This is a genomic window from Hydrobacter penzbergensis (assembly GCF_900106985.1).
Lineage (GTDB): Bacteria > Bacteroidota > Bacteroidia > Chitinophagales > Chitinophagaceae > Sediminibacterium > Sediminibacterium magnilacihabitans.
Genome location: NZ_FNNO01000001.1, coordinates 261,917 through 288,127, shown reverse-complemented (window position 1 = coordinate 288,127; position 26,211 = coordinate 261,917). Strand labels below are relative to the sequence as shown.

Sequence of the window (26,211 nt, the reverse complement as noted above, 5' to 3'; positions counted from 1 at the left end):
GTCTGAACGATCGGACAGATCCTTCGACTCGCTTCGCTCGCTCAGGATGACGATAATTACTGTATTTTCGATGCATGAAAATCGCCATCATCAATGGACCTAACCTGAATTTGCTCGGTAAACGGGAAAAGGATATATATGGGAACCAGTCCTTCACCGATTACCTGAAAGAGTTACAGCATATATTCCCCAACGTTGAATTGCATTATTTTCAAAGCAATATCGAAGGCGAGCTGGTAGATGAGCTGCAAAAAGCAGGTTATGCCGATTTTGCCGGTATTGTATTGAACCCTGCAGCGTACACCCATACTTCAGTAGCTATTGGGGACGCCATTGCTGCTATCAACGTGCCGGTGGTGGAAGTGCATATCAGTAATGTGCATGCAAGGGAAGAGTTCAGAAAGCTATCGCATGTATCGGGCAAATCGGCCGGTAGTATTTTCGGATTGGGACTGAAAGGATATGAGTTGGCCATCCATTGGCTCATACAACACGCACAAACAAAGTAAGGTACGGTATTTGCTTTTTGCTGCATCATGCGTCAACAATATGCGAATAAGGTTTTTTGGCTGATCATCATCAGTGTGATCGTGAAACTCGTTGCGGCTTCCTTGCTGGAACTGGGTAATGATGAAGTGTATTACTGGACTTATTCGTTACAACCCGATTGGAATCATTTCGATCATCCGCCGATGGTGGGTTGGTTGATACGCCTCACTACTTTCAATGAGCTTTGGGTGAATGAGACCACGATGCGACTGGGCGCTATTCTCTGTGCAGCCATTGCTACCTGGATCATTTTTAAATTAGGCAAACTCCTGTCGAGCGAAAAACTGGGCTGGTATGCTGCGCTGGTATACACTTGCTCTGTGTACACTGGTTTTATTGCGGGCTTCTTCATCTTGCCCGATTCGCCGCAGCTATTGTTCTGGACAGGGGCATTGTATGTGATGGCAGAAATGTTCCTCAAAAACAATGAGCGAAAGCTGGGCAGATGGTTGTTGTTGGGTTTATTGATAGGATTGGCCACATTGTGTAAAGTGCATGCTTTGTTCTTGTGGGCAGGCTTCGGACTGTTCCTTTTGTTCACGAACAGTAAATGTTTGTTCAACTGGCGCTTCTATATGGGCGTATTGGTTACAGCAGTATGTATCTCGCCGATCGTTTACTGGAACATCAAAAATCATTTTATTACTTACCGTTACCATTCGGAACGTGTTACCCATACTTCTATGCAATGGGATATGTTGGGAAGAGAGATAGGAGGGGAATTTGCATATCAAAATCCGGTGATCTTTTTGCTGATCCTGGTGTCGGTGATAGCGCTCATCACCCGGAGGATATGGTTCTCTTTTTCGGGTAACAAGATTCGTACCTGGTTGTTTTGCATGAGCCTGCCCATGCTCCTGTTGTTCTGGGGCATCTCCTTGTTCAATCCTACTTTGCCGCACTGGGCCGGACCGGCTTATATTCCTCTTTTCCTGGTGGCCGCGCTCTTCCTGGAGAAAAAAGCCAGGCATGTTTATCCGCCTTTTATTACAGTGGCCATGACTTTGGTGGCGATCGTATTGGTGGCAGGTATTGGATTGATCCGTTATTCGCCTGTGAATTTCGGCAGTCATGAAAAGGAGAATTATGGAGAGTACTGTCCAACATTGGATATGTCGGGCTGGCAGCATTTCAGTAATGATTTCAGCCGTTTGGTAGCGGAAGATTCCAGTACCGGCAAAATGAAAGCCCAGGCTCCGATACTGGTAGACAAGTGGTTCCCCGGCGGACACCTCGAATTTTATACGGCGCGCACCACGGGCATGATCCTATTGGGAGTAGGCAGCCTGCAGGACATCCATAAGCTTGCCTGGCTCAATAAAGAACGAAGGTGGTTGCAGTTGGGTGATGATGCGTATTGTATTGTTCCCTCCAATCTTCCCATGAATGTTACCGCGAAATACGGCCGTTATTTTACTTCAATAGCCCCTCCAACTGTTATTAGCCAGATCCGGGGTGGGAAGGCCGTGCGTTATTTTTATGTGTACCGGTTGAAATCATGTAAGCTGGTACCGCCGATACCGCTCTGAGTAACGGCCCCACTAAAGAATAGATGATACAATTTTCTATTTATCGCTTGATACACTTGAATCGGGCGGCTGCTTGAATTCGATGTCTTTCTCTTTTCTTCCGAACAGGGTTTCAAAATCTCTCCGGTAAGAAATGCTGGCGCCCTGCCGGTTACGGCGGCCCAGGCTGGATCCGGCAATATCAAGACTGTTCTTGCTGAAAATGATCATTCGCAGTTTGCGATCTTTCGATAACACGATCTCTATGTTGAGATCAGGCAGCCACTGGAAGTTACCATTCTGAACAGCAGAAGTATTACCCAGGTTGAAATCCAGGTCGCCACCGAAAGTAACGACTACATTATCATTAAAGAAACTTTTGCCGAATTTAAAATTGATACGCGAGCGGTCGAGGCGGTTGCTGTTGGCCACCAGTCCATCGTTGTTCAGATCGAGACTGGAGCTGCTGTACAACGATGTGCCCAAGTCGAAGCGCAGGCTTTTATCTCCAGTAAGTTTATACAGGATATTCGAGAAAACTTTGTTCACCTCTTTGGTCAATACCTGTGAAAGGGTATTCACGCCCACTGTAGTAAGTGAGTAGGGGTTGGTAGTGTTACTGCCTCCTGTCTGTCCAATTGGCGAAAAAGAATTGAATGCGATCAGGAATGCTACTTGCTTCAGCATTTCATTCTGGTCTTTCTCTATCCTGGCCACATAATTGGAAAAATCATTGTCTATTTTAGCCGGACTTCCCGCAGGGAAGTCAAAACGGAAAGTGATCTCCGGTTTCAGCAACTGTTTACGTAACTCTACGATCACATATACATCTCCGCGATAAGCTTTGATGGTGCCGGTGAAATTATTGGTACCGATGAGATCGCTGAGGCTGACGCCCTGGGCGGTGTACTGCGCATCTATGTTCATATTGGCTTTGAAAGGATCGCCATTCCATTCAATATAATTGCCCGCTTCGGGAAGCATTTCAAATGGTTTACGAACCAATCCCTGCATGTTGAAATCATAATTTCCTCTTTCAATGTAGTAACGCCCGCGAATGGAAAGGGGCTCTGTAGAACCAGCCCTGATCTTTAGCGTTCCATGACCGGTAGCCTTGATCACCTCGCCCGCCAGATCATCCAGTATAACGTCGATCTGTGTACGGTTGTTGGCAGTAATATCCAGATCAACCAATAAATTGAAATTAGAGTTGTTATCAGCTTTGGCCATTTCGGTACCATACTGCTTGAATACAATAAAGTCGGCATTGCCACTTTCTTTGCTCACCGAGTTAGGTATGAAGATATGTGAGCTGTCTTTTGTTTCCCCAATGATGGTCATCCTGGCAGCACTTTCGGGCCCTTTCAAGCTGAGCTTGGCCGAACCGATGGCTTTGCCATAGAATTGCTGGTTGTCTTTCAGCTTTGTATTGAGCAACAGTAATTTGGTAGTGTTCAGATCAAAATCGAATGCCAGGTCTTTAAAGCCATGTTCATACAATTTTCCTTTTACCGTACCTGTATTCTTGTATATATCCGCGATCTTGAATTCACCGAAATTGATACCGTCTTCTTCAAATTTGATATCAGCCGAATCGATTGCATAATATACCTGCGTATAGTTCACTTTCATGCCTGCATTCTTCAGCTTGATATGTCCCAGCAGGTTGGGCGCATTGGGATTGCCGTTGATATTGAGCGTACCGGTTGCTTTTCCTTTGATATCTGTGAACAGGTCGCTCAGGAATTGATGAAGGATATCGATTTTGGAATCATTTAGTTTGAGATCTACATTGAGTGGCTGGCCAATAGAGTCCTTCAGGTTATACAATCCTGCAAAAGAAAAATTATAACCATCGTTTGGCGAAACAGCATCCATGGAAATTTTACCTGTTTTGCTGTCATAACCGGCTTTGAGGTTCACAGTGCCAACGGAGTCGTCGTTGAGCCGGAACTGTTCAGCTTTCAATGTTGCATCGGCTCTGAACTGACCAAAGAAATCACTCAAGACGATATTGCCGTTGGTAACGCCCTCCAGGTGTGGCTGCTTCATGAATAAGGAAGTAATATCACCCAATACCACATTCTTCAGCGATACCACAAGGTTGTTGGTATTGCCCCCGTCTTCCTCCTCTGTTTTAACGGCAATTTCCTGGAAGCCCTGCACGAACTTTACATTTTGTGCGCTTACAAAATGAGTACGTACTATCAGCTCTCCTTCTTTTTCAATATTCCATTTCTTTTCATTCAGCACAAAAGAAGAAGGCCTGAACAACACCCGAACGCCATCGTCCAGCGTAAATACATCTGCATTCAGACTTGCATCATTCAGGGTAATATCGGCGCTGGTTTTAATGGATACAATGGAATGGTCGCCTTTGGATACAATATTGAGATGGGTATTCGGGAACCGCAGGCTGTCGCCAATTTGTGTACTGCTGATTTCTCCCTTTAAAGAAAGGGTATCCATATTACCCACCCCTTTCAAGTCAATGCCAGTAATACTATAGTTATCATATTTACCAAAAGGCACCAGGCTGGTGATGTGGAGTTCATTCTTGCGTGTATCTACTGTTCCTTCGAGGCTGGCATCATTGAAGCCGCTCAGGTGCTTATTGAAAATATGCAGGTAAGGTTCAATATAATTGGTATGCAGACTTATATTGAACTGTTGGTTTTGTGGTGTGTACCGCGGCTGCTTGATATAACTTGGGAAATAGTGACTGAGGAAGACCTGAAAACTGGCGGGGAGATCCAGGATGGTGAACCTGCCGGAGATAGAAGCGGCAAAATCATTGCTGTTCAATTGCAGATACTTGACGGTGTCAAGATAATAGGAAGTAAGGTTTACTGAGTCGAAGTTGAGTTTGATATCCGGGCTACGGATCTCTGCGTTCAGGAATTTAGCAGTACCCAGGAAGTTATCGATGTTGGTACCGGTGAAGTTCACATCCAGCAGGCCTGTTAGTTCTATGTTTTCTTTCATGAAATGCAACGCGTACAGGTTTGAATTCACCAGGTCGCCCAGGATGTTGAAACTGGGTTGGGGCTTTGTGAGGTCAATCTGCACGTCACTGGTGAAGTTGAGGTTGGGGTCATTGATTTTTACTTCACCACTGAAATATTTTTTCTGGAAAGTACCGTTGGTAACAATATTGGTATACGTGTAATCATTAAACTCGATGGAACTGATATTGCCATCGAGTTTAGTTTTCAATTTTTCTACATTGAAACTGCTGCCTGTGATCTTTCCTTTGAAGTCGGCAAGCCCCAACTGGTCGTTGTTGAGAAATTTACCGATGTTGAACCGGGAGGTCTCTATATTACCGGTATAGGAAGGTTCTCCTCTGCGCGGCAACTGCATGCTGATATTTGTTTTCACACCGCCCAGTTGGGAACTCAATATGCCGTTGGTGGTGAAATTGCGCACGGTGCCGTTGAAGTTACCTCTGTAAATGATGGTACCCAACGCTGCCAGGTTGGGTTCGGTAACAGTTTTCAGCATGGGCACGAAGGTGGCCAGGTCGTGCTGGTTGCTTAGCAAGGTTCCATTGCTCCAACTGATACGGGTAGTGTTGATATCGGGCAGTCCCTTCATGCGCAGATTGCCCATGAGGGTAGTGGTAGCGCCCACTTTCGTTACCAGGTTGGTAACGTTGAAATGACTTACGGTTCCCTGGAAATGACCGCTTAATTGCGCCACCCTGTTCCAGGATTTCAATTCAGGAGCGAAATAAGCAATGTCTTCCGTATTCACTTTTGAATCGTGGAACCGGGCTTCCATGGTTACATTGGTAATATAATCACCAAAGTCGCGGTTGAAATCGGTGAATTTCATCGCATAATAATTCCCTAACCGGCTTTTGCCGGTTTGCAGATCGAGGGAGGCAAACTCCATGATCTGCGGAGTAAAACGGAATGCTGCTTTGAGTTTTTTCAGCTCAAAACCTGAGCGGTCCCTTACTGTGAGGTCGACGTTGGCACGTAAAGTGTCTTTGACAAAAGCAATATGTTTAAAGGTTCCGTTGAGCCTGCTAAGATGTATATGCGAACCATCGAAGCCTGCAGCGGGTGTTTGTTTATTTCCATCGATATTCAAACCGCCGTTGCTGAGCCGCAGGTTAGCCACTTTCACGAGCACATTGCCGGCATTGAGGTACATGCCTGTATCAGGGGTAGCAGGATTATGGTGCGCGAGCGAATCGGGCCGCAGGGGCGGCAGGTTCAGTATGGAAAAGAAGGGCTTGTCGATCGACACGTCGTTGATCAGGAAAATGCTTTTATTGAGGTCTATTTTGTCTGCATCGAGCACCAGGCTTCCTACCCGCGCTTCCATCCGCTCACCACGCCACAGGTCGTTCTTGATGAGCCGGAGATTCTTCAGGTCAACCTTTTTAAGGTTCAACGCCAGTCCGCCGCCTTCTTTCTTTTTAGCGGGTGAAGGTGAGGCCAATGAATCGATGATGAACTGGTAATTCCAGTTCGAATCGCTGCGTTGTAATTTAACAACGGCATCTTCCAGTCCAACGTATTTTAATACGGCAGTATCTTTCAAAAAGAACCAATCGGTAATACGCACTTTCAGTTGACCTGCATACAGGATGGTGTCTTTGTGCAGATCACGCACCAGCATGGTATCCATGTTGAGGCGGTTGAAAAAGGAGAAACTTACTTTTTTAATGCTCACTTCTGTTCCCAATGTTTTCGACAAACGTTTGGTAGCCATACCTACCAGCCAGTTTTGTATCACGCTGGTCTGGAGAGCAATCCACACACCCAAGATAAAGGCAATCAGGAAGAGGATGGTCCGGCGTAGTATTTTAAAGAATCGCTTCAGAAAGGTCCGTTTGTTTTGTAAAAATAGGCAATAGGTATTGGCAGGCAAATTCAATACCAAACTAAGGGGGCGTTAAAATTGGGGGAAAACACTCAGGGCTGCTTTGTTTAGCCTTTTTTAACACTTTCGTGGTATTGCTGGCTATGGCCTTTTGGGATGCTGAGAGAAGACCATTCCTCGTTACGCATCATTTTGCCCAGGTAAACGATCTGCCCTACATGGTAGGAATAATGTGCCAGCTGCCGGAGGATGGCGTCATATACATTGATGCTTTCGGTGCGGATGGTTATTTTCTTCAGCAGGTCTTCAGGTTGAAGACTCTCCAAAGTTTGCAGCAGGCAGTTCCAGCCATCATTCCATAAAGCATCAATTGCTGACCTGGTATGCTGTTTTGTTTCGAATTCAGCATCCCGCTGGCGCCAGCTTTTTTCCCCGTCTTCTGTAAGAAAATTTGTCCACCTGCTGAGCATATTCCCATGCAGGTGCTGGATGATCATGGCAATGCTGTTACTTTCTGTTGTAGGAAGATAATGCAGTTCCGTCTCCGATAATTGGGCCAGCGTTTTTTCACCCAGGTCTTTATAGTTCCGGAAACGCTTGATACTGTCTTTTAAAAATCCTTCTGCTAAATTCATGCAACGATGTTTTTTTACGTCTTACGTCATCCTGAGTGAGCGAATCGAATCGAAGGACCTGCTTAATACTCGGCAGGTCCCTCGGCTACGCTCGGGATGACGGGCAAAATTAATAACCCGCTACAGAATCATCTCCGCGGACATCTGCCACTGCCTCTCTTTTTCCTCCATTCATGATCCTGATCGCTTCGGTGCGGCCGATGCTTGGGCGCTCCTGGATATGGTACCCCATGGCTTCGAGTTCCTGTTTGGTGGCGGCAATAAACTCTTTCTCTACATATACTTCATCGGGTAACCACTGGTGGTGGAATTTGGGTTTGTTGATGGCATCGGAAAGGGTCATATTGAAATCCACCAGGTTCACCAGGGCCTGGTATACAGAAGTAGGGATAGTGGTTCCGCCCGGGGTTCCGATGGTGAGGTAAGGCTTATTGTCTTTCATCATCAGCGTAGGAGTCATGGAGCTCAGCATGCGTTTGCCGGGCGCAATGGCATTGGCTTCGCCGCCCACGGCGCCGTACATATTGGGCACACCGGGTTTGACGCTGAAATCATCCATTTCATTGTTGAGGAGAAATCCTGCGCCACCTACTACTGTTTTGCATCCGTAACCTCCGTTGAGGGTAGTGGTAACCGATACCAGGTTACCATCGGCATCAATCACACTGAGGTGCGTGGTCTCTTCGCTTTCTTTGATGATGCCGGGTTTTACATGAACACTCTGGCCGGCTTTTTCGGGCTGGTAATCGGCCATTCGTTGTGTGAGATAAGCATCGCTTGTTAAAGCACTCACCGGTACTTTCCAAAAATCGGGATCGCCCATGTGTTCGGCCCTGTCGGCATAAGCCCTGCGTTCCGCTTCTATCATCAACTGCACCGATTTGGCCGATTGAAAGCCCATGTTCTTCACGGAATATTTTTCAATCATCTTCAGCATCTGCGCCAGCAAAATACCTCCGCTGCTGGGTGGCGCAAAGCTGATGATATGGTGCCCACGGTATTCAAACTTCAGTGGCTCTCTCAATTTGGCAGTATAGTTTTTCAGGTCTTCGAGTTGAATGATGCCATTGCCCCGTTGCATTTCTTCTACGATCAGTTGCGCGGTCTCTCCTTCATAAAAACCTTTGGCGCCGTTTTTTTGTATGCGCCTGAGTGTAGCCGCCAGCTCTTTCTGCACCAGCGTGTCCCCGGCCTTCCATTTCACAGGCTTTACAAAAATTGTAGGCTTTGTATTGTATTTGATAAAAGATTCGCGCGAATTATTCAGGTTATTGGCTTCTCTTTCCGTGATCACAAAGCCTTTCTCTGCCAGGTCAATCGCCGGTTGGATCAGTTGTCTGAATGGCAGGCGTGCATAAGTGAGCGACGCAAATAAACCAGCGATGGTACCCGGGATGCCCGAAGCAAGGTGTCCGTTTTGTGAAAGTGATACCTGTGCATTTCCATTTTTATCGAGGTACATATCCCTGCTGGCTTTGGAAGGGGCCGCTTCGCGATAGTCGAGTCCAATGAGTTCTCCATTAGTTCTTCTCGCTAGTAAAAAACCACCACCGCCAATATTACCTGCACCCGGATATACTACGGCCAGCGCCAGTTGCGTGGCAATGGCCGCATCAAATGCATTGCCGCCCCGTTTCAGCATCGCAGCGCCTACCTGGCTGGCCAAAGGATGGGCGCTGGATACCGCTCCGTGGCTATAAACAGCATTTTTTACGATGCTGTACTTGTAAGGGTTTACCGCTTTATAAGGACCTACGATAGAAGGGACGGGTTGGGCGGATAGTCCGCACAACAGTATTGCGGCGATAAAGGTTAGATTGGTTTTTTTCACGATAGGAAATTAAGAACTATTTGACAATCCGGCAACAGGCATTGGATGAATGGTTTGATCTGATACTGAATTCTTTGTTACATTTATCCATAATTACGCTTAGCTTATGATAAGATACATCGCTGCATGTTTATTGACAATTCTTTCGTTTACGCTTCGGGCGCAAAGTTTGCAAAGTCCCGAACAATTCCTGGGTTATAAGATAGGAACGCATTATACCCCGCATTATAAGATCGTCAATTATTTTAAAGCGGTTGCACAGGCCAGTCCGGCTGCTGTGAAAATACAAACGTACGGACAAACCAATGAAGGCCGCGAGCTGATGCTGGCATTTATTGGAACGCCTGAAAACATACAGCAACTGGATGCCATACGCATCAACAACCTGCGAATGGCAGGCATTGACAAATCAGGACCGGCCAATACCGCCATGCCGGCGATCGTATGGCTGAGTTACAATGTGCATGGCAACGAACCCTCGTCTTCCGAGGCGGCCATGCTCACCTTGTATGCGTTGGTTGATCCTTCGAACAAACAAACGAAAGAATGGCTGCGCAATACGTTGATAGTGATCGACCCTTGCATCAACCCCGATGGCCGCGACCGCTATGTGAACTGGTTCAACTCGGTAGTGGGGGCACATTTTAATGCAGACCCGCAATCGCGCGAACATGCAGAGCCCTGGCCCGGAGGAAGGAGTAATCATTATAATTTCGATCTCAACCGCGACTGGGTCTGGCAAACACAGGTAGAGACACAGCAGCGCGTAAAACAATACAATGCATGGTTGCCACAGGTACATGTTGATTTTCATGAACAGGGATACAACCAGCCTTATTATTTCGCGCCTGCGGCGGAACCTTTTCATGATGTGATTACACAGTGGCAGCGCGACTTCCAGGTGATGATCGGTAAAAACAATGCCGGTTATTTTGATCAGAACGGATGGTTGTTCTTTACCAAAGAGCGATTCGATCTGTTGTATCCTTCTTATGGGGATACGTATCCTATTTATAATGGAGCCATCGGCATGACCTTTGAACAGGGCGGGCACAGCAGGGGTGGATTGGCTGTTGTGAATGCCAGTGGTGATACGCTTACGCTGGTAGACCGTGCCATGCATCATTATACAACAGGACTGTCTACAATAGAAACCGCCTCGCGTAACAAAGAAAGGTTATTGCAGGAGTATCAGAAATTTTATACAGATAGCCGCAATGGCAAGGTTGGTGAATACAAGACCTATGTACTCACTTCAAAGGATGAGCATAAGCTACAGGCTGTTGCCGCATTGTTGAAGAAAAATGGAATTGAATCGGGAGAGCTTGGCAATACTTCTTTCAGGGGATTCCATTACCTGAATGGTAAAGAAGAAGCATTCCAGAACCAGGGGCATCACCTGGCTGTTAGTGCTTTTCAACCGCATGCAGTGATGGCGAAGGTTTTATTGGAGCCCAGGACAACGGTGGTAGACTCTAATACTTACGATATTACTGCATGGAGTGTTCCTTATGCTTATGGTGTAGATGCGTATGCCGTGAAAGAAAAGCTGGAAGTGAAGTCTTCGGAAAGGGTGATAGTTTCTCCGGTTACTGCCATGAGCGCGGCTTATGGTGTGCTGATACCGTATACTTCGTTTAACGCTGCCCAGGTGCTGGCACATCTTTTACAAAATGATATCAAAGTGCGGTTCTCTGAGAAAGCTTTTGATTATAAAGGGAAACATTATGAACCCGGCACGCTGATTGTGCTGAAAACAAGCAATCCCGCTAATTGGAACGAAGTAGTTGACGAAGCATGTAAGCAATACAATGTGAGCCCCGATGAGGTAGCCACCGGTTTTATGGATAAAGGTGCCGATTTTGGTTCGCCTGAAATAAAGATCATCAACGCTGCACCCAAAGTGGCATTGTTAACAGGTGAGCAGGTTTCATCTCTGGGGGCAGGCGAAGTATGGCATTTCTTTGAGCGGATGTTGAATTATCCGCTTACATTATTGAATGCAAATGAATTCAACAGGCTCAGCTTGCGCAATTACAATGTGCTGATCATTCCGGATGGCTTTTACAGAAGCCTGAACGATAAAAGCGCCATGGATAAACTGAAAGAGTTTGTAAGGAACGGCGGTAAAGTCATCGCAATGGAAAATGCCGTGTCTATGTTGGCAGGAGCGGACTGGGGCATTAAACTGAAGGAAGACAAGTCGGCCGATGATTCTTCGCACATTAAAAAATATGGAGACCGTTTGCGTGAATCATTGAGCAACAGCATACCCGGCGCTATTTATAAACTGGAGCTGGACAACAGCCATCCATTGGGCTTTGGATATCCCGACTATTATTTTACAATCAGGCAGGACAACAACCTGTTTGAGTTTATGAAAGATGGCTGGAATGTAGGCGTTCTTAAGAAAGATGCTTATGTAACAGGTTTTGCAGGCGTTAAGGTGAAAAATAAAATGAAAGATGGTCTGGTATTTGGCGTACAGGATATGGGTAATGGAACCGTGGTATACCTGGCCGATGATCCTTTGTTCAGGAATTTCTGGGAAGCGGGAAAATTACTGTTCTCTAATGCAGTGTTCCTGGTAGGACAAATAAATTAATACATGATGAGTAAACGCTGGTTGATTTTGCTGGCAGGATGTTGTACTGCTATCATCGCGGGAGGGCAGACGCCTGCCATTTATAACAGTGCAGATATTTACCTGCAATTGAAAAAACTGAAAGTGCTGGGCACTGTATTGTATGTAGCGGCACATCCCGATGATGAGAACAATTCCCTGTTGCCCTACCTGGCCAAAGAAAAATTATACCGTACGGCTTACCTGAGTCTGACACGTGGCGAAGGCGGGCAAAACCTGATTGGCAGTGAGCAAGGAGTGGAGTTGGGATTGATCCGCACACAGGAGTTGCTGGCAGCCAGGCGCGTAGATGGTGCGGAGCAATATTTTTCCAGGGCTTATGAGTTTGGGTTCAGTAAACACGCCGAAGAGGCCCTGCATTTATGGGATAGTGATAAAGTGTTGGGAGATATTGTATGGACGATCCGTAAACTGCAACCCGATGTGATCATCACACGTTTTCCAGGCGATGCAAGGGCCGGTCACGGTCATCATGCTGCGTCGTCCATACTGGCCAACCAGGCATTCAAAGCAGCGGCAGACAGTACACGTTTTCCTGAACAGTTCAAACTCGATCCTGCACTCAAACCCTGGCAGGCCAAACGCATACTTTGGAATACCTACAATTTCGGCAATATCAATACAACTGCCGGTGACCAATTGCAAATGGAAGTGGGTGCTTATGATCCTTTGTTGGGTGTGAGCGCCGGCGACCTGGGTGGCGAAGCACGCAGTATGCATAAAAGCCAGGGAGAAGGCCGTCCATGGCGTAAAGGAAAGCTGTATGAGTATTTCGCTACAACCGGCGGAGAAGCGCCGCAACATGAATTGATGGATGGCGTGGCGACTGACTGGACGAGGGTTAGCGGTGGCGATAAGATACAGGCGCAAATTGATGCTATCATCGCACACTATCAGTTTACTTCACCGGAAGCATCTGTGCCTGCCCTGGTAGCATTGTACAAGCAAATGCTGAAGATACTGCGACCAAACAGCGATGCCATCGTTAGACAGAAGATAGATGAAGTAAAAGAATTGATCCTGCACTGTGCCGGACTTTATATGGAAGCCACCACACAACAGGAAACAGTATTGTCGAGCGATACGGTTGTGGTGAATTGCTTCGTGAATAAGAGAAATAATGCCAATGCCTTGATCTATGGCATTTGGGTGAACAATAATGTACAGGATACGGTGTTGCAACAATCCCTGGAAACCAATCAGAATTATAATTACCCGATCAAAATAACACCGGGTAATATGGTTGCATTGTCCTCCCAACCTTACTGGCTGTTAAAACAGCGACAGAAAGAAGGCATGTTTGAAGTGCCCGATGAACGCCTGATTGGTAAAGCCTGGAACGACGCTGCATTCAACGCCGTATTCAAACTGGAAATAGAAGGCGTTTCTTTCTTTGTAACTGTCCCCGTACAATACAAATACACCGATCCAACAAAAGGAGAGCTGTACCAGCCATTCATTATGGCGCCACACATGGAACTGTATTTGAGTCCCGATGTGGCTTTGCTGAACGTAAAAGATCAACATGGTAAACAACTGGCCGATTCCATGATACATGTAGTGTATAGACCCAATTTTTCGGCCCATGCAGTACCTGCTACTTTATATGTGATGCAGAACAAAGTGCACACCATTTTTCAGGACCAGCCATCTGATCTTGAAAAGGGGAAGCGATATGTAGTGGATGTTCCGATAAAGCAGGTGTACGATTCCGCTAAAGGACGATATATAGAAGGTGCCATAGAGATACAGCTGGGGAATAAAAAAATGACCTTCCCTAATTTCTTCAAATCAATCGAATACCCGCATATTCCCAATATGCATTACTTCTTCAGGGACCATGTGAAATTTGTTAACGAGGAAGTGAAAGTAGTAGGTAAAAAAATTGCTTATATACCCGGTTCGGGAGATGCCATACCGGATGCATTAATACAAATGGGTTTTGAAGTGAAACAATTAAGCGATGCAGATATTACCAGCGAGAACCTGAAACAATTCGATGCGATCATTACCGGCGTGCGTGCTTATAACCTGCACGAATACCTGTCCAATAAATACGACGTGCTGATGCACTATGTTGAGCAGGGCGGCAACCTGATTGTACAATACGTGCGTAATATGCAGGTAGGGAGTAACAAGGCCAAGGTTGGTCCTTATGCTTTTGCCATTAGTACTGGCTCCAGGGTAACAGAAGAAGAAGCGCCAGTTCATTTCTTATTACCCGAACATCCTGTTTTAAATTATCCGAATAAGATCACGGATGCAGATTTTGCAGGCTGGGTGCAGGAACGAAGTACCTACCAGGCCGATCAACCCGATGCCCATTATGAAGCGCCATTGGGTATGCATGATCAGAACGAAAAGGAATCGAATGGCAGCCTGATCACCGCTAAATATGGGAAAGGTAATTTTGCTTATGTAAGCCTTGTGCTGTTCAGGCAACTGCCTGCAGGTGTACCCGGCGCTTACAGGCTGCTGGCAAATTTAATAGCTTTGCCCAAAAACAAATAAACATGCATCCGCGGAGAAGAATAGGTGTTGTTACCATATTGTTGATCGGACTGGTATTGGGATATGCCATTAAAAATGTGAAGGTCGGGCTGATCATCGGATTGGGACTCGGATTGCTGGCGGGCGGCTTGCTGAGCAGTAAAAGATGAACCATTGAAAGATCAAAATAAAATACCACTCTTTTCAACCTGGCGCCGCTGGTACATTTTTGTGCTGGCCGTGCTGGTAGTACTGATTATTTTTTTCGTGTGGTTCACTAAATATTTTTCATGAGCAGACTCGATTGGGTTGTACTAACGGTTACCTTACTGGTGATTATTGTGTACGGCTTGTATAAGAGCCGTACCACTAAGAACCTGGAAGGATATTTTTTGAATAACCGTACCATGCCCTGGTACCTGGTACTGCTGAGCATTATGGGTACGCAGGCCAGTGCCATTACTTTCCTTTCTGCACCCGGACAGGCATTTACCGACGGCATGCGGTTCGTGCAATATTATTTCGGATTACCCATTGCCATGGTGGTGTTGTGTGTAACGTTTGTGCCTTTGTTCAACCGGCTCAAACTGTTCACGGCTTATGAGTTCCTTGAAAAGCGCTTTGATCTGAAAACACGATTGTTCACTTCTTTCCTGTTCCTGCTTTCACGCGGGTTATCAACGGGTATCAGCATTTATGCGCCTTCTATCATCCTTTCCTCTTTGATGGGTTGGGATATTTTCTGGACCAATATTGTAATGGGTGGCCTACTCATCGTTTATACTGTTACCGGCGGAGCCAAAGCGGTAGCCTATACACAGCAATTGCAATTGCTCATTATATTTTCGGGCATGTTTGTGGCAGGTTACCTCATCGTGCACAACCTGCCCGAAGGGGTGGGGTTAAAAGAGGCGCTCATGGTAAGCGGTGCATCGGGAAAGCTGAATGTGATCACTACCGGTGTTACCGGCAATGGGTTTGACTTGAAAGACAAGTACAATATCATCAGCGGCGTGATAGGAGGTTTCTTCCTGGCGCTTTCTTATTTCGGCACCGATCAATCCCAGGTGGGGCGTTACCTCACCGCTAAGAATACGACCGAAAGCAGGCTGGGATTGCTTATGAACGGTTTGGTGAAAGTGCCTATGCAGTTCCTGATCTTATTGCTGGGCGCTTTGTTGTTTACTTTTTACCAATTCCATCCTTCACCCGTTTTTTTTAACCAGGCTGTGGAAGACCGTGCCCTGGAAACACCTTACCGCGATTCATTGATGCAGTTGAAAGACCAGTACGAGAGCAAGCAGGCAGTACAGCAGCAGTGGAGTGTGGCCTATGCTGCAGGCGGACAGGATTTTTACAAAGACAGCTTGCATACCGGTACCCAAAAAATGGAAAATATCCGGCAGCAATACCGCGATGTGGTGAAAAAAGCAGTACCGGGCGCAGACACCAACGATACCAATTATATCTTCCTGCGGTTTGTGGTAGACTTCCTGCCCAAAGGATTGGTAGGACTGTTGATCGCCATTATTTTCCTGGCTGCCTGGGGCTCTATCGCTGCCGCGCTGAATGCACTGGCTTCCTGTACGATGGTTGATTTTCATTTGCGTTTGAAAGGAGAACAATACAATCGAGATAACCAGTTGCAAAGCGAAAAAGAATACCGCTTATCCCAATGGTACACGCTGCTATGGGGTGTGTTCTGTGTGATCACTGCTGAATTTGTTACGGGCATGGGAAGCCTGATAGAAGCGGTAAATGTACTGGGCTCCTTGTTCTATGGTGTGATATTGGGCATATTCCTGGTGGCATTTTACATGAAAAAGATACAGGGGCAGGCTGTGTTCCTGGCAGCCATCGTAGGCGAACTGCTGGTGATCGTTTTCTTCCTGCTCGACCGTTACAATATCATCGGTCTTGGGTTCTTATGGCTGAACGTGCTGGGTACATTGGCTGTGGTGGCCCTGGCTTATCTGTTCAGTTTTTTGACCAAAAGATAATACAGCCGATCATGCGAGGTTGGCATAACAATTGGTAACTTCATGGGATGAAGCAATCGTACCAAATGGTAGACTGGGCCATGGGGGCTAACGTGTATGAAGTGAACATACGGCAGTACACACCCGAAGGCAGTTTTGCAGCATTTGGACAACACCTTCCGCGGTTGCGTGATATGGGCGTTGAAATATTATGGTTGATGCCCGTTACGCCTATCAGCCTGAAAGAAAGGCAGGGTGCGTTGGGCAGTTATTATGCATGCAGCAGCTATACGGCTGTTAATCCTGAATTCGGTACGCTGGACGATCTGAAAAACCTGGTAGTGCAGGCGCATCAATTGGGTATGAAGCTCATCATCGATTGGGTGGCCAACCATACCGGATGGGATCATCATTGGACTACCGAACACCCGGAATGGTATGTAAAGGATGACAAAGGCAATTTTACCGAAAGAAACGGCTGGCACGATGTGATTGACCTGGATTATACTTCGGGTGCCATGCGGTCTGCCATGATCGACGCCATGAAATATTGGATACAGACCTGTGATATCGATGGTTTCCGTTGCGATATGGCCCACCTGGTTCCGCTCGATTTTTGGATAGAGGCAAAGCAACAATGCGAATCGCTTAAACATTTGTACTGGCTGGGCGAATGTGAGCAGCCGGCTTATCACCAAGTATTCAATACCAGTTATGCCTGGTCGTGGATGCATGCTTCGGAACAATTGCAAAAGCAGCCGGATGGGTTGAATGAAGTGATGAATGTATTGCACAGTTATTCGCAATATCCTGCGGGCGCTACTAAACTTTTCTTTACCAGCAACCACGATGAAAACAGTTGGAATGGTACAGAATATGAAAAGTACGGACCTGCTGCGCAGGCATGGGCTGTGTTCAGTTGTACCTGGCCCGATGGCATGCCGTTGATCTACAGCGGACAGGAGAGTCCCAGTAAGAAACGGTTGAAATTCTTCGACAAAGACCTCATCGAATGGCGCCGTCCTTTGCAGATGGAATCGTTTTACAATGTGCTGTTGTCTTTCCGCAAAGAGAATCAGGCCATCAGGGAAGGGGAGACGTTTATCCTTCCGTCGGAACACAGCAGCCAGTTGATGTCTTACCTGCGCAGAAAAGGAAACGATGTGGTACTCGTGCTGCTCAACGTATCGTACGATAATAAACTGAGGATAGAAGTAGCACATGACTGGCTGAAAGGCCGCTTCAGGAACCTGTTTTCACAAATGATCTTCAACTTCGATGGCCGGGAAGATTTTGAGATCCAGGCCGGGGAATATATGATATATGAAAGAGTCAATTGATTCTTTCCCTAATTTAGCGCCAAAACTCATCAAACAATGAAATTATTCTCCCGCTTTGCTACAGGATTGTTGTTGATTCTGGCTGCGATTACAGGTTTTGCATCAAATGGCAGAAAAGCTGCTGCCAGGTCTTATTACCAGATCAAAGTATACCGGATGAAGAGCCAGGAACAAATGGCGATGGTGAATGCTTATCTCAAAGATGCATTCATTCCCGCCTTACACCGTTATGGCATTGCCAAAGTGGGGGCTTTTAGTTTTGTTGGAAACGATACGGCTGCTGAAAAGAGTTTGTATGTTTTTATTCCTTTGCGTTCTCCTGCTCAGTTGGTGGAGATAGACGAGAAGCTTAGCAAAGATGCAGCCTACCAAAAAGACGGAGCAGCTTACCTGAATGCAGCGTTCAATGCACCGGCTTATACGCGGATGGAATCGATATTGCTGTATGCTTTCAACGATATGCCCGGCTACCAGGCGCCTGACCTGAAAGGTGAACAGGCTGAACGCATCTATGAACTTCGCAGCTATGAATCGGCCACAGAGCAACTCCATAAAGGTAAAGTGCGCATGTTTAATGAAGGTGGGGAGATCCCTTTATTCAAGCGCCTGGGCTTCAATGCTGTGTTTTATGCGCAGGTAATATCTGGTAGCCACATGCCCAATCTCATGTACATGACCAGTTTCGACAACCGTGCCGAAAGAGATGCACACTGGAAAACTTTCAGCGCCGATCCTGAATGGAAGCGATTGTCGGCATTGCCCGAGTACAAGAATACGGTATCGAAAATCGATATTGTATTCCTGCATCCTACGGCTTATTCAGAATTATAAGTTAGTATTACCGGTAAACAGGCTAGGGCTTAATGATGGCCCAGCCTTCCGATTGACGGATGATCAGCTCGCCATTGGCGCTGGGTACGATGCCGATGAAATCATATAATTGATCGCGGCTGATCTTTCTTTCCTTCAATGTATTGCCGCATTGCGCCACGATCACGCCCTTTGCTACCAGGGCTTTCAGCTCGTTCTCGTATTTGCTGCCCTTCATATAAGCTTCGGTACCGCCGGCAAAAGCCACCAGCTCAATTTGTAACTTTCCCTGCAGGCGCGGGTCTTGCAATACGTTGTTGATATTGCGAAGGGCTTTCTCAATCACTTTAGGTTCGTTACTGTCCAACTGATAAATGGCGTGGTAAGATTTCTTCGTAGCGCTTGCTCCGCTGAACGAATAATTTTTTTCAAGAAGAGGATCTTTCGATTGCGCCATTGTTATGGTGCCAATGAGCAGTGATCCGAACAATACTAAAAACGATTTTATCATGTCTTTTTTATGAAGGCTGTAATATACAGCCCTTTCTCATTACTGTAGTCGTTTATTCCATCAATAAACAGTAATTTAGAGGGTATCTAATCAATACCATACTATGAATTCCCGACGCGATTTCCTGCAAAAGCTTACGGGTTCTGCCCTTGCTTTTTCACTCCTGCCACGATATGCCAATAGCAGCATACTGCATATGCATGCTTACGAAGGTCCTGTGTTGCGAGTAGCGTTGATGGGACTGGGCAGTTATGCCACAAGAGTAGCAGAGGCCATGCAGGCCTGTCAGAAAGCCAAAATAACCGGGTTGATCAGCGGAACGCCCGCCAAACTCAAAACATGGCAAGGGAAATACAATGTGCCTGATCAAAATTGCTATAACTATGAAACCTTCGATGCGATCAGAAATAATCCTGATATCGATGCAGTATATGTGCTAACGCCCAACGCACTTCATCACGATGAAGTGATCAGGGTGGCAAAAACAGGCAAGCATGTTATTTGTGAAAAGCCCATGGGGTTGAATGCCAAAGAAGGAGCGGAAATGGTTACGGCTTGCAAAGCAGCAGGCGTGAAACTATTGGTAGGGTATCGCATGCACTTCGAACCGAATACGCTTGAGATCATCCGCATGCGCAATGAAGGCGCGTTTGGTAAGATCAAATTCTTCCAGGGGTTGAGTGGTTTTCGCATTGGCGATCCGAAGCAATGGCGATTGAATAAACAGCTCGCTGGCGGCGGCTCATTGATGGATATAGGCATTTATTCCATCAACGGCGCCCGCTATATGACAGGTGAAGAACCGCTATGGGTAACGGCACAGGAAACCAAGACCGATCCGGTGAAATTCAAAGACGGCGTAGATGAAACCATCCAGTTTCAACTGGGCTTTCCCAGCGGAGCAGTGGCCTCTTGTTTGTCTACCTATAGCATGAATTACCTGGATCGTTTTTTCCTGGATGGAGAAAATGGTTTTGCTGAGCTGCAACCGGCTACAAATTATGGGCCGATCAAAGGTCGCACACACAAAGGAGAACTCAACTATCCTCATATAGCACACCAGACGCGGCAAATGGAAGAAATGTCGGATATCTTGTTAGCTGGCAAACAACCCATCGTGCCTGTTGATGGAGGTGAGGCGTTGAAAGACCTGAAGATCATCGATGCCATCTACCAGGCTACTCAAACCGGGAAAAAGGTGGAGCTATCTGCACTATAATTTCAGGAACCATTTTTTTCTGTATAAAAAATATAAAACAGAGAATTGGATCAAAGCCACGCCTGTCCATACCAGGGCCTGGTTATAAGGAGCGGGCGCCTGGTTGATCAATCCTCCGAACAGGAAACGGGAGCTGTGTTCAAAATTCACCAGGCCATGTGTGGCCATGTATATTAAAATAGAATTGGCGCCCATCCATACAAAGGGCATACACCATTTTTTATATCCCCATGCATCTATGATCGTATAAAACAGCGACAGCAACAAAAGGCTCCATCCTCCTGTGTATAATACAAAAGAGCTGGTCCATAATTTTTTGTTGATCGGGAAAACAAGATTCCAAAGCAGGGCTAATAACAATAATAAGATACCTGAAAGAAATAATATCCATCCTTTCTTTTGCGGGGCGAACCGGTTATCACGCAAAAAGCGACCAGTGAACATTCCCAGCATAGCTGTTCCAATGGCAGGAATGGTAGAGAGCCATCCTTCCGGATCATAGATCACCCGGTGTAGTTTGCCTGGAAGCAATAACCTGTCTATATACGATGCCAGATTACCTTCGGGTGTAAGCACACCGGCGCCATAACCGGGAACAAGCACCCATTGCATGAGTATCCAGTAACCCAATAACAAGCCAGCCACCCATATTATTTGCTTGCGAAAAGAAGTATTCAGATAAATGAGCGCTGCAAAAAAGCAACTCAATGCAATGCGCCCTAATACGCTGGCAAAACGGGTTTCGTGAAATCCTTTCCATTCTAACAGGCCGTTCACTACTGTTCCCAGGAACAATAAGACCAGTGTGCGCTTGATGAGTGAACGGTAGATATGCTTACGCGCAGTTGCCTGATCGGCTCCGGCTTTTTCCAGTTGATTATTGAAAGAATAATACATGCTCACACCTGCAATAAAAATAAACAGGGGAAATATGAGATCGTAAAAAGTAAAACCATTCCATACGGTGTGGCGCAGCTGGTTGCTGATACCTACAAAAACTCTTTCAGTCATTGTCAATGTACTGTTGATCGCAATCTGTTCGTCGTCTATGTTTTGAACCAATGCATGTTTTTGTGTAATGACCGATGCGATGCCATGAAAAATAGCTTCCCCGCAAACGATCCAGAACATATCAAACCCACGCAGGGCATCCAGTGAAAGCAGCCTTCCAGTGGCCGGATTTTTATTTGCTGATGAGTGATTGGGTAGAGTAGTTGGCATATTGCTGGTTTTAGAAGAAGTGCATACTGACTGTTGTAAAAAAGCTTTGTCCCGGACGCACCGGGACAAAGATACGGCTGCTTACTGACAGCGGTTGACCAATTGCAGGGTTTTGAACTAGTTTGATATTGGTGGTCAATGCCGCCGTGGATATTGGAAAATACGGCCTAAATGATAATATGTATGCCACCTGTTTTTGTTCAGAACTTTAGTGTTGAAGGGAGATATTTTGCAATGAGCGCTTCGTAATAAGGACGCAGCTTTTCCCAATCCGGCGGCTCGGGGTTTTTCGAATAGAGATCATAAGGATTGAATAATTGTACCCAGGGCAACATTTTCTTATCATGTTCATCTAGCAGATAGCTGTATTCATTTTCGCGGTGCCATGCATAAAACGAGTGATAACGCAGCATGTACAGTCCTTCTTCCGGCAGGTGATCTTTCAACATCTGGTATACATACTCATCGTGCCCCCAGCTCATCTTTACATTCCTTAATCCGCAATGGGGTTCGTAAACGCCGTATTGCGTATTATACTCACTGTTATTATAATCGGGATTGTCTTTGAAAAATTCAGAATAAACCACTTTATTCGAATAAGCACAACCAACAGGAAAAGTGTCTCCCACAACCGCCCATTGCGGTTCACCAAACAGGCATAATACTTTACCCATATCGTGCATTAAACCTACCAGTACCATCCAATCGGGATGCCCGTCGCGCCTGATGGCTTCAGATGTTTGCAGCAGGTGTTGGAATTGATCAAGATCGGTATCGGGATCTGAATCGTCTACCAATTGATTCAAAAACTGGAATGCATCCCATACCGACATTTCCTTGCGGTTGAATCTTAAAAAGTCTTCCCGTTTCTGTACTACAAAATCATAGGTCTGATAGGTATGATTCAATTTGTAAAATTCCCGTACTGTATCTCTTTCGGGAGCTTCGTAATTGCGATAGGCTTCGGTGCTTTTGGAGGTGGCGATGGACTCCGGATCGGGGTATCGGCGCAGCACGTCGTCTTCCCACTGATCGAGGCTGGTTAATGGACTGGCATTCGTAGTGCTCATAGTGGTATGGTTTCGTTATGGAAGCTTGTACTAAATTGTTGTTTTTTTGGTCAATAAATGTCATTCATGCGCGTATTTATTTACGAAACCGGTTTCGTAAAACCCCTGAAAATTGTTTATTTTCACTGTAGTTGGTTCATTTCGTCCAACAACGATTATTCAGGACTCTTAATATCAATCTGTTGAACGGTACTACCATTAAGCAACTGGCAAAAGAATTGAACCTGTCTGCAGGCTCCGTTTCCAAAGCGTTGAAAGACAGCCACGAGATCAGCAGCGAGACCAAACAAAAAGTATTGGCGCTGGCTGCCAAATATCATTATACACCCAACCCCTATGCGAGCAGTCTCCGTAAACGAAAAAGCAAAACCATTGCAGTAGTACTGCCCGAAGTGGCGGATAGTTTTTTTTCGCTGGCCATTAATGGTATTGAATCCGTTGCGCAAGCCAAAGGATATCATGTATTGATCTATCTTTCACATGAAGATTTTAAAAGAGAGGAACAAATCCTTTCAGCCTTCAGGAGTGGCCGGGTAGATGGTATTTTGATTTCTGTTTCGGAAGAAACTTCACAGGCCGATCATATCAAAGAAGTACTTACGGCAGGTATTCCCGTGGTTTTTTTCGACCGTATTTTCGATGATATTGAAGCTGCTAAAATCTCTACCAACGATTTTGAAGGCGCTTATGAAGCCACGCGTTGTTTGCTGGAACGGGGTTGTAAAAAGATCAGTTTTTTATCCATCGCAGCCAACCTGTCCATCACTTCGAAAAGGGTGCAAGGCTTTCAAAAAGCATTGCACGATGCGCACATAGGCGCAACAGATGCAGATGTATTGCTTTGCAGTAACGATATGGAACAGAATTGCAGATTGATCAGGCAATTGCTGGAGCAAAGGGATAAACCGGATGGCATCATTGCATCTGTTGAAAAACTGGTTACACCTGTTTACCTGGTGAGTAAACAGCTTGGTATGGCTATTCCTGATGACCTGAAAGTCATTGGTTTTACCAACCTGCATTCCGCATCTATCCTGGAACCTTCTCTGACCACTGTTACACAGCCGGCTTTTGAAATAGGGAAAACAGCCGCTACTGTTCTTTTCAAGGGATTAGAAGAAAAGCACTTTACATTGTCTGCGCAAACCATTACGATACCTTCCATGCTGGTTGAACGGGCATCTACCCGAGGGAATCAGTAGACGAAAAAGTAGTAATTTGCCATTTAGTTAGCGGAACGTTTTCATTTAACAGGAGAAATATTAGCGCTAACCGGGTTTTGAACTTTTGCTGGCCGGATTCCGGAGATGCCATACGAATCGCCAGCCTCTCAGTGCACTGTACGGGAGGGCAATACCCATCATCACGGAGAGCCCTGTGCACAGTAAGAAAAACTGGATTATCACATCCAGGTGATAAACGGGCAGCGCGTCCCATAATTGCATTAGCAGATAATACATACATAGCAACCATATAGCAGATGCATACAACAGGATGGCAGGGAGCCGCCAGCGCATGGGAGGGACCAAAGCCTTGTATGCTTGTTTTACGATATAGAGCCGCAACCTGTTGAAGACCTCGAAGAAGCCTAGTTCTACTACAATAAAGTATAGTTGCCCCACAACACCCCACCTGTGATACCGTTCCAATACATCATCTGCACAGGCAAAGATGAGAAAGCGCATAGCTACATACATGCACCAGGCAGCGGCGGGCAAACCGGCAGCCAACCAACAAAATTGTTTCCAAAACTGTAAATGCATTGGCATAACATAATATTTTTTTCTGCTTAATGGTTGAAACAGAGGAAGTTACCTGATAGTAGAATTTAATCTACTATTAAAATTTCATTAAAAATAATATGTTGTAATTAAAAATACAACTGCTGCTTATGGAAAAAGATCCCAACCTGTTATCTGTGTGGGAGCTTAACAGCATTAAATCTGTGCAATACTTTACCTTGCAAATCGAATATTTTATGTTATTTTTGCAAGGATGATAAAACGGCTAGCCCAACCAGAAATTGCTGAATTGCTGGAAGAATTTCCAGCGGTAGCTATTCTTGGGCCCCGCCAGGTTGGAAAAACAACCCTTGCTGAGGAGATTGCAGCTTCGATGAACCCGGAGCCTATTTATCTAGACCTGGAAAGGCCTTCCGAAGCAGCGCGGTTGAATGAGCCGGAAGCATATTTTGAACTGCACAAAGGAAAGCTGATCATTCTTGATGAAGTGCAGCGTGTTCCTGAACTTTTTCAAATTTTACGGGGTGTAATAGACCGCCGCAGGAGGGAAGGTCTTAGGAAGGCTCAATTCCTTATTTTGGGGTCGGCATCGTTAGAGCTTTTGAAACAATCATCAGAAAGCCTGGCTGGGCGAATTGCTTACAAAGAGTTGTCTGGTTTTACAGTCGCCGAAATTGATCACAAAAAATCAAAAGACATTGACCGCTTATGGTTGCATGGCGGATTTCCTGATAGTTTTCTTGCAAAGAATGACGAAGCCAGCTTACGGTGGCGGTTAAACTTCATCAGTACTTACCTGGAGCGGGATGTGCCCCAGTTCGGCCCCCGGATACCAGCTGTTACGCTGCGCAAGCTTTGGACCATGTTAGCTCACAGTCAGGGTGGGCAGCTTAATATTGCGCAGCTCGGAAACAACCTCGATGTAACCGCGCCAACTGCCAAACGGTATATTGAATTGCTGGAAGATTTACTATTGATCCGCACGCTTCGACCCTGGTCTGGCAATGTGAGTAAGCGACTGGTTAAAGCTCCTAAAGTATATATTCGCGACAGTGGGTTGACGCATGCCCTGCTTAACTTAACAACATTTGATGATCTGTTGGGACACCCTGTTGTGGGAGCCAGTTGGGAGGGATTTGTTGTTGAAAACCTCTTATCATGCCTGCCTGCAAGTGTAACAGCATGGTTTTATCGTACGGCTGCCGGCGCTGAAATTGACCTGGTGATCGAAAGGAACAGTAAGGAGCGATATGCGATTGAAATCAAACGTTCCCAAGCCCCGTCTGTTTCAAAAGGCTTCCACCTGGGTTGCGAAGATATTGCAGCTACAAAACGTTTTATTGTTTACCCGGGCAAAGAGCGCTTTCCGGTGACGAAGGATATTGCTGCAATTCCATTGCTGGATATGATGAATGAGTTGAGGGGTATGTTGTGAGAGTTGTGATTTGCTTTCAAATTAAGTTCTTCCGATCTTTGTTTTATTATTAACTTCACATTCGAAAGCAAATCACAATAAGGATTATTCCGTTGTGAAAACATTTAGCGCCTCGCCTATCTGCGGGGCTTTTTTTGCTTCTTACTCAGAACGTAGTCCAAGGAGGGAGTTTGAACCGAAACATGAATGTAAAACTTTTTTAATAAAAAAAGAAATCGCCCCGTTAATTTTAGCAGGGCGATTTCTTTTCATCAACGGAAATGATTTTCTTTGCTACTCTTTTTCCAAATTCAAGAATGCGTTTAAGAGTCGTCACAATCGAGAGCAAATCGGCATTTAGAATGCCAATTCTATAATATTTAATTATTATCCAACCGATAGTCATTAAATA

At 45.9% G+C, this 26,211-nt stretch carries 18 protein-coding genes; 11 read left to right on the top strand and 7 right to left on the bottom strand.

Annotation, left to right across the window (positions count from 1 at the left end; all coding sequences use genetic code 11):
- Window positions 1-74: 74 nt before the first annotated feature.
- Window positions 75-509 (top strand): type II 3-dehydroquinate dehydratase, encoded by a 435-nt coding sequence (gene aroQ, locus BLU98_RS01340; protein WP_092721442.1) that lies wholly within the window; start codon window positions 75-77, stop codon window positions 507-509.
- Between the two features lie 27 nt (window positions 510-536).
- The gene (locus BLU98_RS01335; protein WP_092721441.1) at window positions 537-2,078 is read left to right on the top strand and encodes an ArnT family glycosyltransferase; all 1,542 of its coding nucleotides are present in this window, start codon (window positions 537-539) and stop codon (window positions 2,076-2,078) included.
- A 36-nt stretch (window positions 2,079-2,114) separates the two neighbouring features.
- Here the strand turns inward: BLU98_RS01335 and BLU98_RS01330 are convergent, their stop codons facing one another.
- From BLU98_RS01330 to ggt, 3 genes are all read right to left on the bottom strand, one after another.
- Window positions 2,115-6,830: a translocation/assembly module TamB domain-containing protein gene (locus BLU98_RS01330; RefSeq protein ID WP_139173801.1), complete on the bottom strand. Its 4,716-nt coding sequence runs from the start codon at window positions 6,828-6,830 to the stop codon at window positions 2,115-2,117.
- A gap of 170 nt (window positions 6,831-7,000) precedes the next feature.
- Entirely contained in the window at window positions 7,001-7,528 is a 528-nt protein-coding gene (locus BLU98_RS01325; protein ID WP_092721439.1) for a DUF1572 family protein, read from the bottom strand.
- Between the two features lie 109 nt (window positions 7,529-7,637).
- Window positions 7,638-9,359, bottom strand: a complete 1,722-nt coding sequence (gene ggt, locus BLU98_RS01320) for a gamma-glutamyltransferase (protein ID WP_257574627.1) — start codon at window positions 9,357-9,359, stop codon at window positions 7,638-7,640.
- A gap of 106 nt (window positions 9,360-9,465) precedes the next feature.
- Here ggt and BLU98_RS01315 point away from each other — a divergent pair, with 106 nt between their 5' ends.
- The 6 genes from BLU98_RS01315 to BLU98_RS01295 all read left to right on the top strand — a co-directional run bounded on the left by BLU98_RS01315 (window position 9,466) and on the right by BLU98_RS01295 (window position 18,643).
- On the top strand, window positions 9,466-11,964 hold the full coding sequence (locus BLU98_RS01315) for a M14 family metallopeptidase (protein WP_092721438.1): 2,499 nt from the start codon (window positions 9,466-9,468) through the stop codon (window positions 11,962-11,964).
- A gap of 3 nt (window positions 11,965-11,967) precedes the next feature.
- A complete protein-coding gene (locus tag BLU98_RS01310) occupies window positions 11,968-14,514 on the top strand; it encodes a PIG-L family deacetylase (protein ID WP_092721437.1) in 2,547 nt (848 codons plus the stop codon).
- Window positions 14,515-14,516: 2 nt separating this feature from the next.
- Complete coding sequence (locus BLU98_RS17640; protein ID WP_257574626.1) at window positions 14,517-14,663, top strand: hypothetical protein; 147 nt, start codon at window positions 14,517-14,519, stop codon at window positions 14,661-14,663.
- 120 nt (window positions 14,664-14,783) lie between these two features.
- Window positions 14,784-16,493, top strand: a complete 1,710-nt coding sequence (locus BLU98_RS01305) for a sodium:solute symporter family protein (protein WP_092721436.1) — start codon at window positions 14,784-14,786, stop codon at window positions 16,491-16,493.
- A gap of 47 nt (window positions 16,494-16,540) precedes the next feature.
- Complete coding sequence (locus BLU98_RS01300; protein WP_257574625.1) at window positions 16,541-17,812, top strand: alpha-amylase family glycosyl hydrolase; 1,272 nt, start codon at window positions 16,541-16,543, stop codon at window positions 17,810-17,812.
- Window positions 17,813-17,848: 36 nt separating this feature from the next.
- The gene (locus BLU98_RS01295; protein WP_092721434.1) at window positions 17,849-18,643 is read left to right on the top strand and encodes an NIPSNAP family protein; all 795 of its coding nucleotides are present in this window, start codon (window positions 17,849-17,851) and stop codon (window positions 18,641-18,643) included.
- A 22-nt stretch (window positions 18,644-18,665) separates the two neighbouring features.
- Here BLU98_RS01295 and BLU98_RS01290 read toward each other — a convergent pair whose 3' ends face one another.
- Complete coding sequence (locus tag BLU98_RS01290; RefSeq protein WP_092721433.1) at window positions 18,666-19,133, bottom strand: DsrE family protein; 468 nt, start codon at window positions 19,131-19,133, stop codon at window positions 18,666-18,668.
- Between the two features lie 103 nt (window positions 19,134-19,236).
- Between BLU98_RS01290 and BLU98_RS01285 the strand changes: the two genes are divergently transcribed.
- On the top strand, window positions 19,237-20,352 hold the full coding sequence (locus BLU98_RS01285) for a Gfo/Idh/MocA family protein (protein ID WP_092721432.1): 1,116 nt from the start codon (window positions 19,237-19,239) through the stop codon (window positions 20,350-20,352).
- Here BLU98_RS01285 and BLU98_RS01280 read toward each other — a convergent pair.
- Together BLU98_RS01280 and BLU98_RS01275 are read right to left on the bottom strand one after the other, a co-directional pair.
- Window positions 20,347-21,573 (bottom strand): acyltransferase family protein, encoded by a 1,227-nt coding sequence (locus BLU98_RS01280; protein WP_092721431.1) that lies wholly within the window; start codon window positions 21,571-21,573, stop codon window positions 20,347-20,349. The two genes, BLU98_RS01285 and BLU98_RS01280, sit on opposite strands and share 6 nt — an antisense overlap.
- Before the next feature lie 200 nt (window positions 21,574-21,773).
- Window positions 21,774-22,643, bottom strand: a complete 870-nt coding sequence (locus BLU98_RS01275; protein ID WP_092721430.1) for an inositol oxygenase family protein — start codon at window positions 22,641-22,643, stop codon at window positions 21,774-21,776.
- A gap of 182 nt (window positions 22,644-22,825) precedes the next feature.
- Here BLU98_RS01275 and BLU98_RS01270 point away from each other — a divergent pair, with 182 nt between their 5' ends.
- Entirely contained in the window at window positions 22,826-23,845 is a 1,020-nt protein-coding gene (locus tag BLU98_RS01270; RefSeq protein WP_092721429.1) for a LacI family DNA-binding transcriptional regulator, read from the top strand.
- 66 nt (window positions 23,846-23,911) lie between these two features.
- Here the strand turns inward: BLU98_RS01270 and BLU98_RS01265 are convergent, their stop codons facing one another.
- Complete coding sequence (locus BLU98_RS01265) at window positions 23,912-24,406, bottom strand: hypothetical protein (RefSeq protein WP_139173800.1); 495 nt, start codon at window positions 24,404-24,406, stop codon at window positions 23,912-23,914.
- A gap of 232 nt (window positions 24,407-24,638) precedes the next feature.
- Between BLU98_RS01265 and BLU98_RS01260 the strand changes: the two genes are divergently transcribed.
- Window positions 24,639-25,820, top strand: coding sequence for an ATP-binding protein (locus BLU98_RS01260; RefSeq protein WP_092721427.1), 1,182 nt, complete (start codon window positions 24,639-24,641; stop codon window positions 25,818-25,820).
- Window positions 25,821-26,211: the final 391 nt, after the last annotated feature.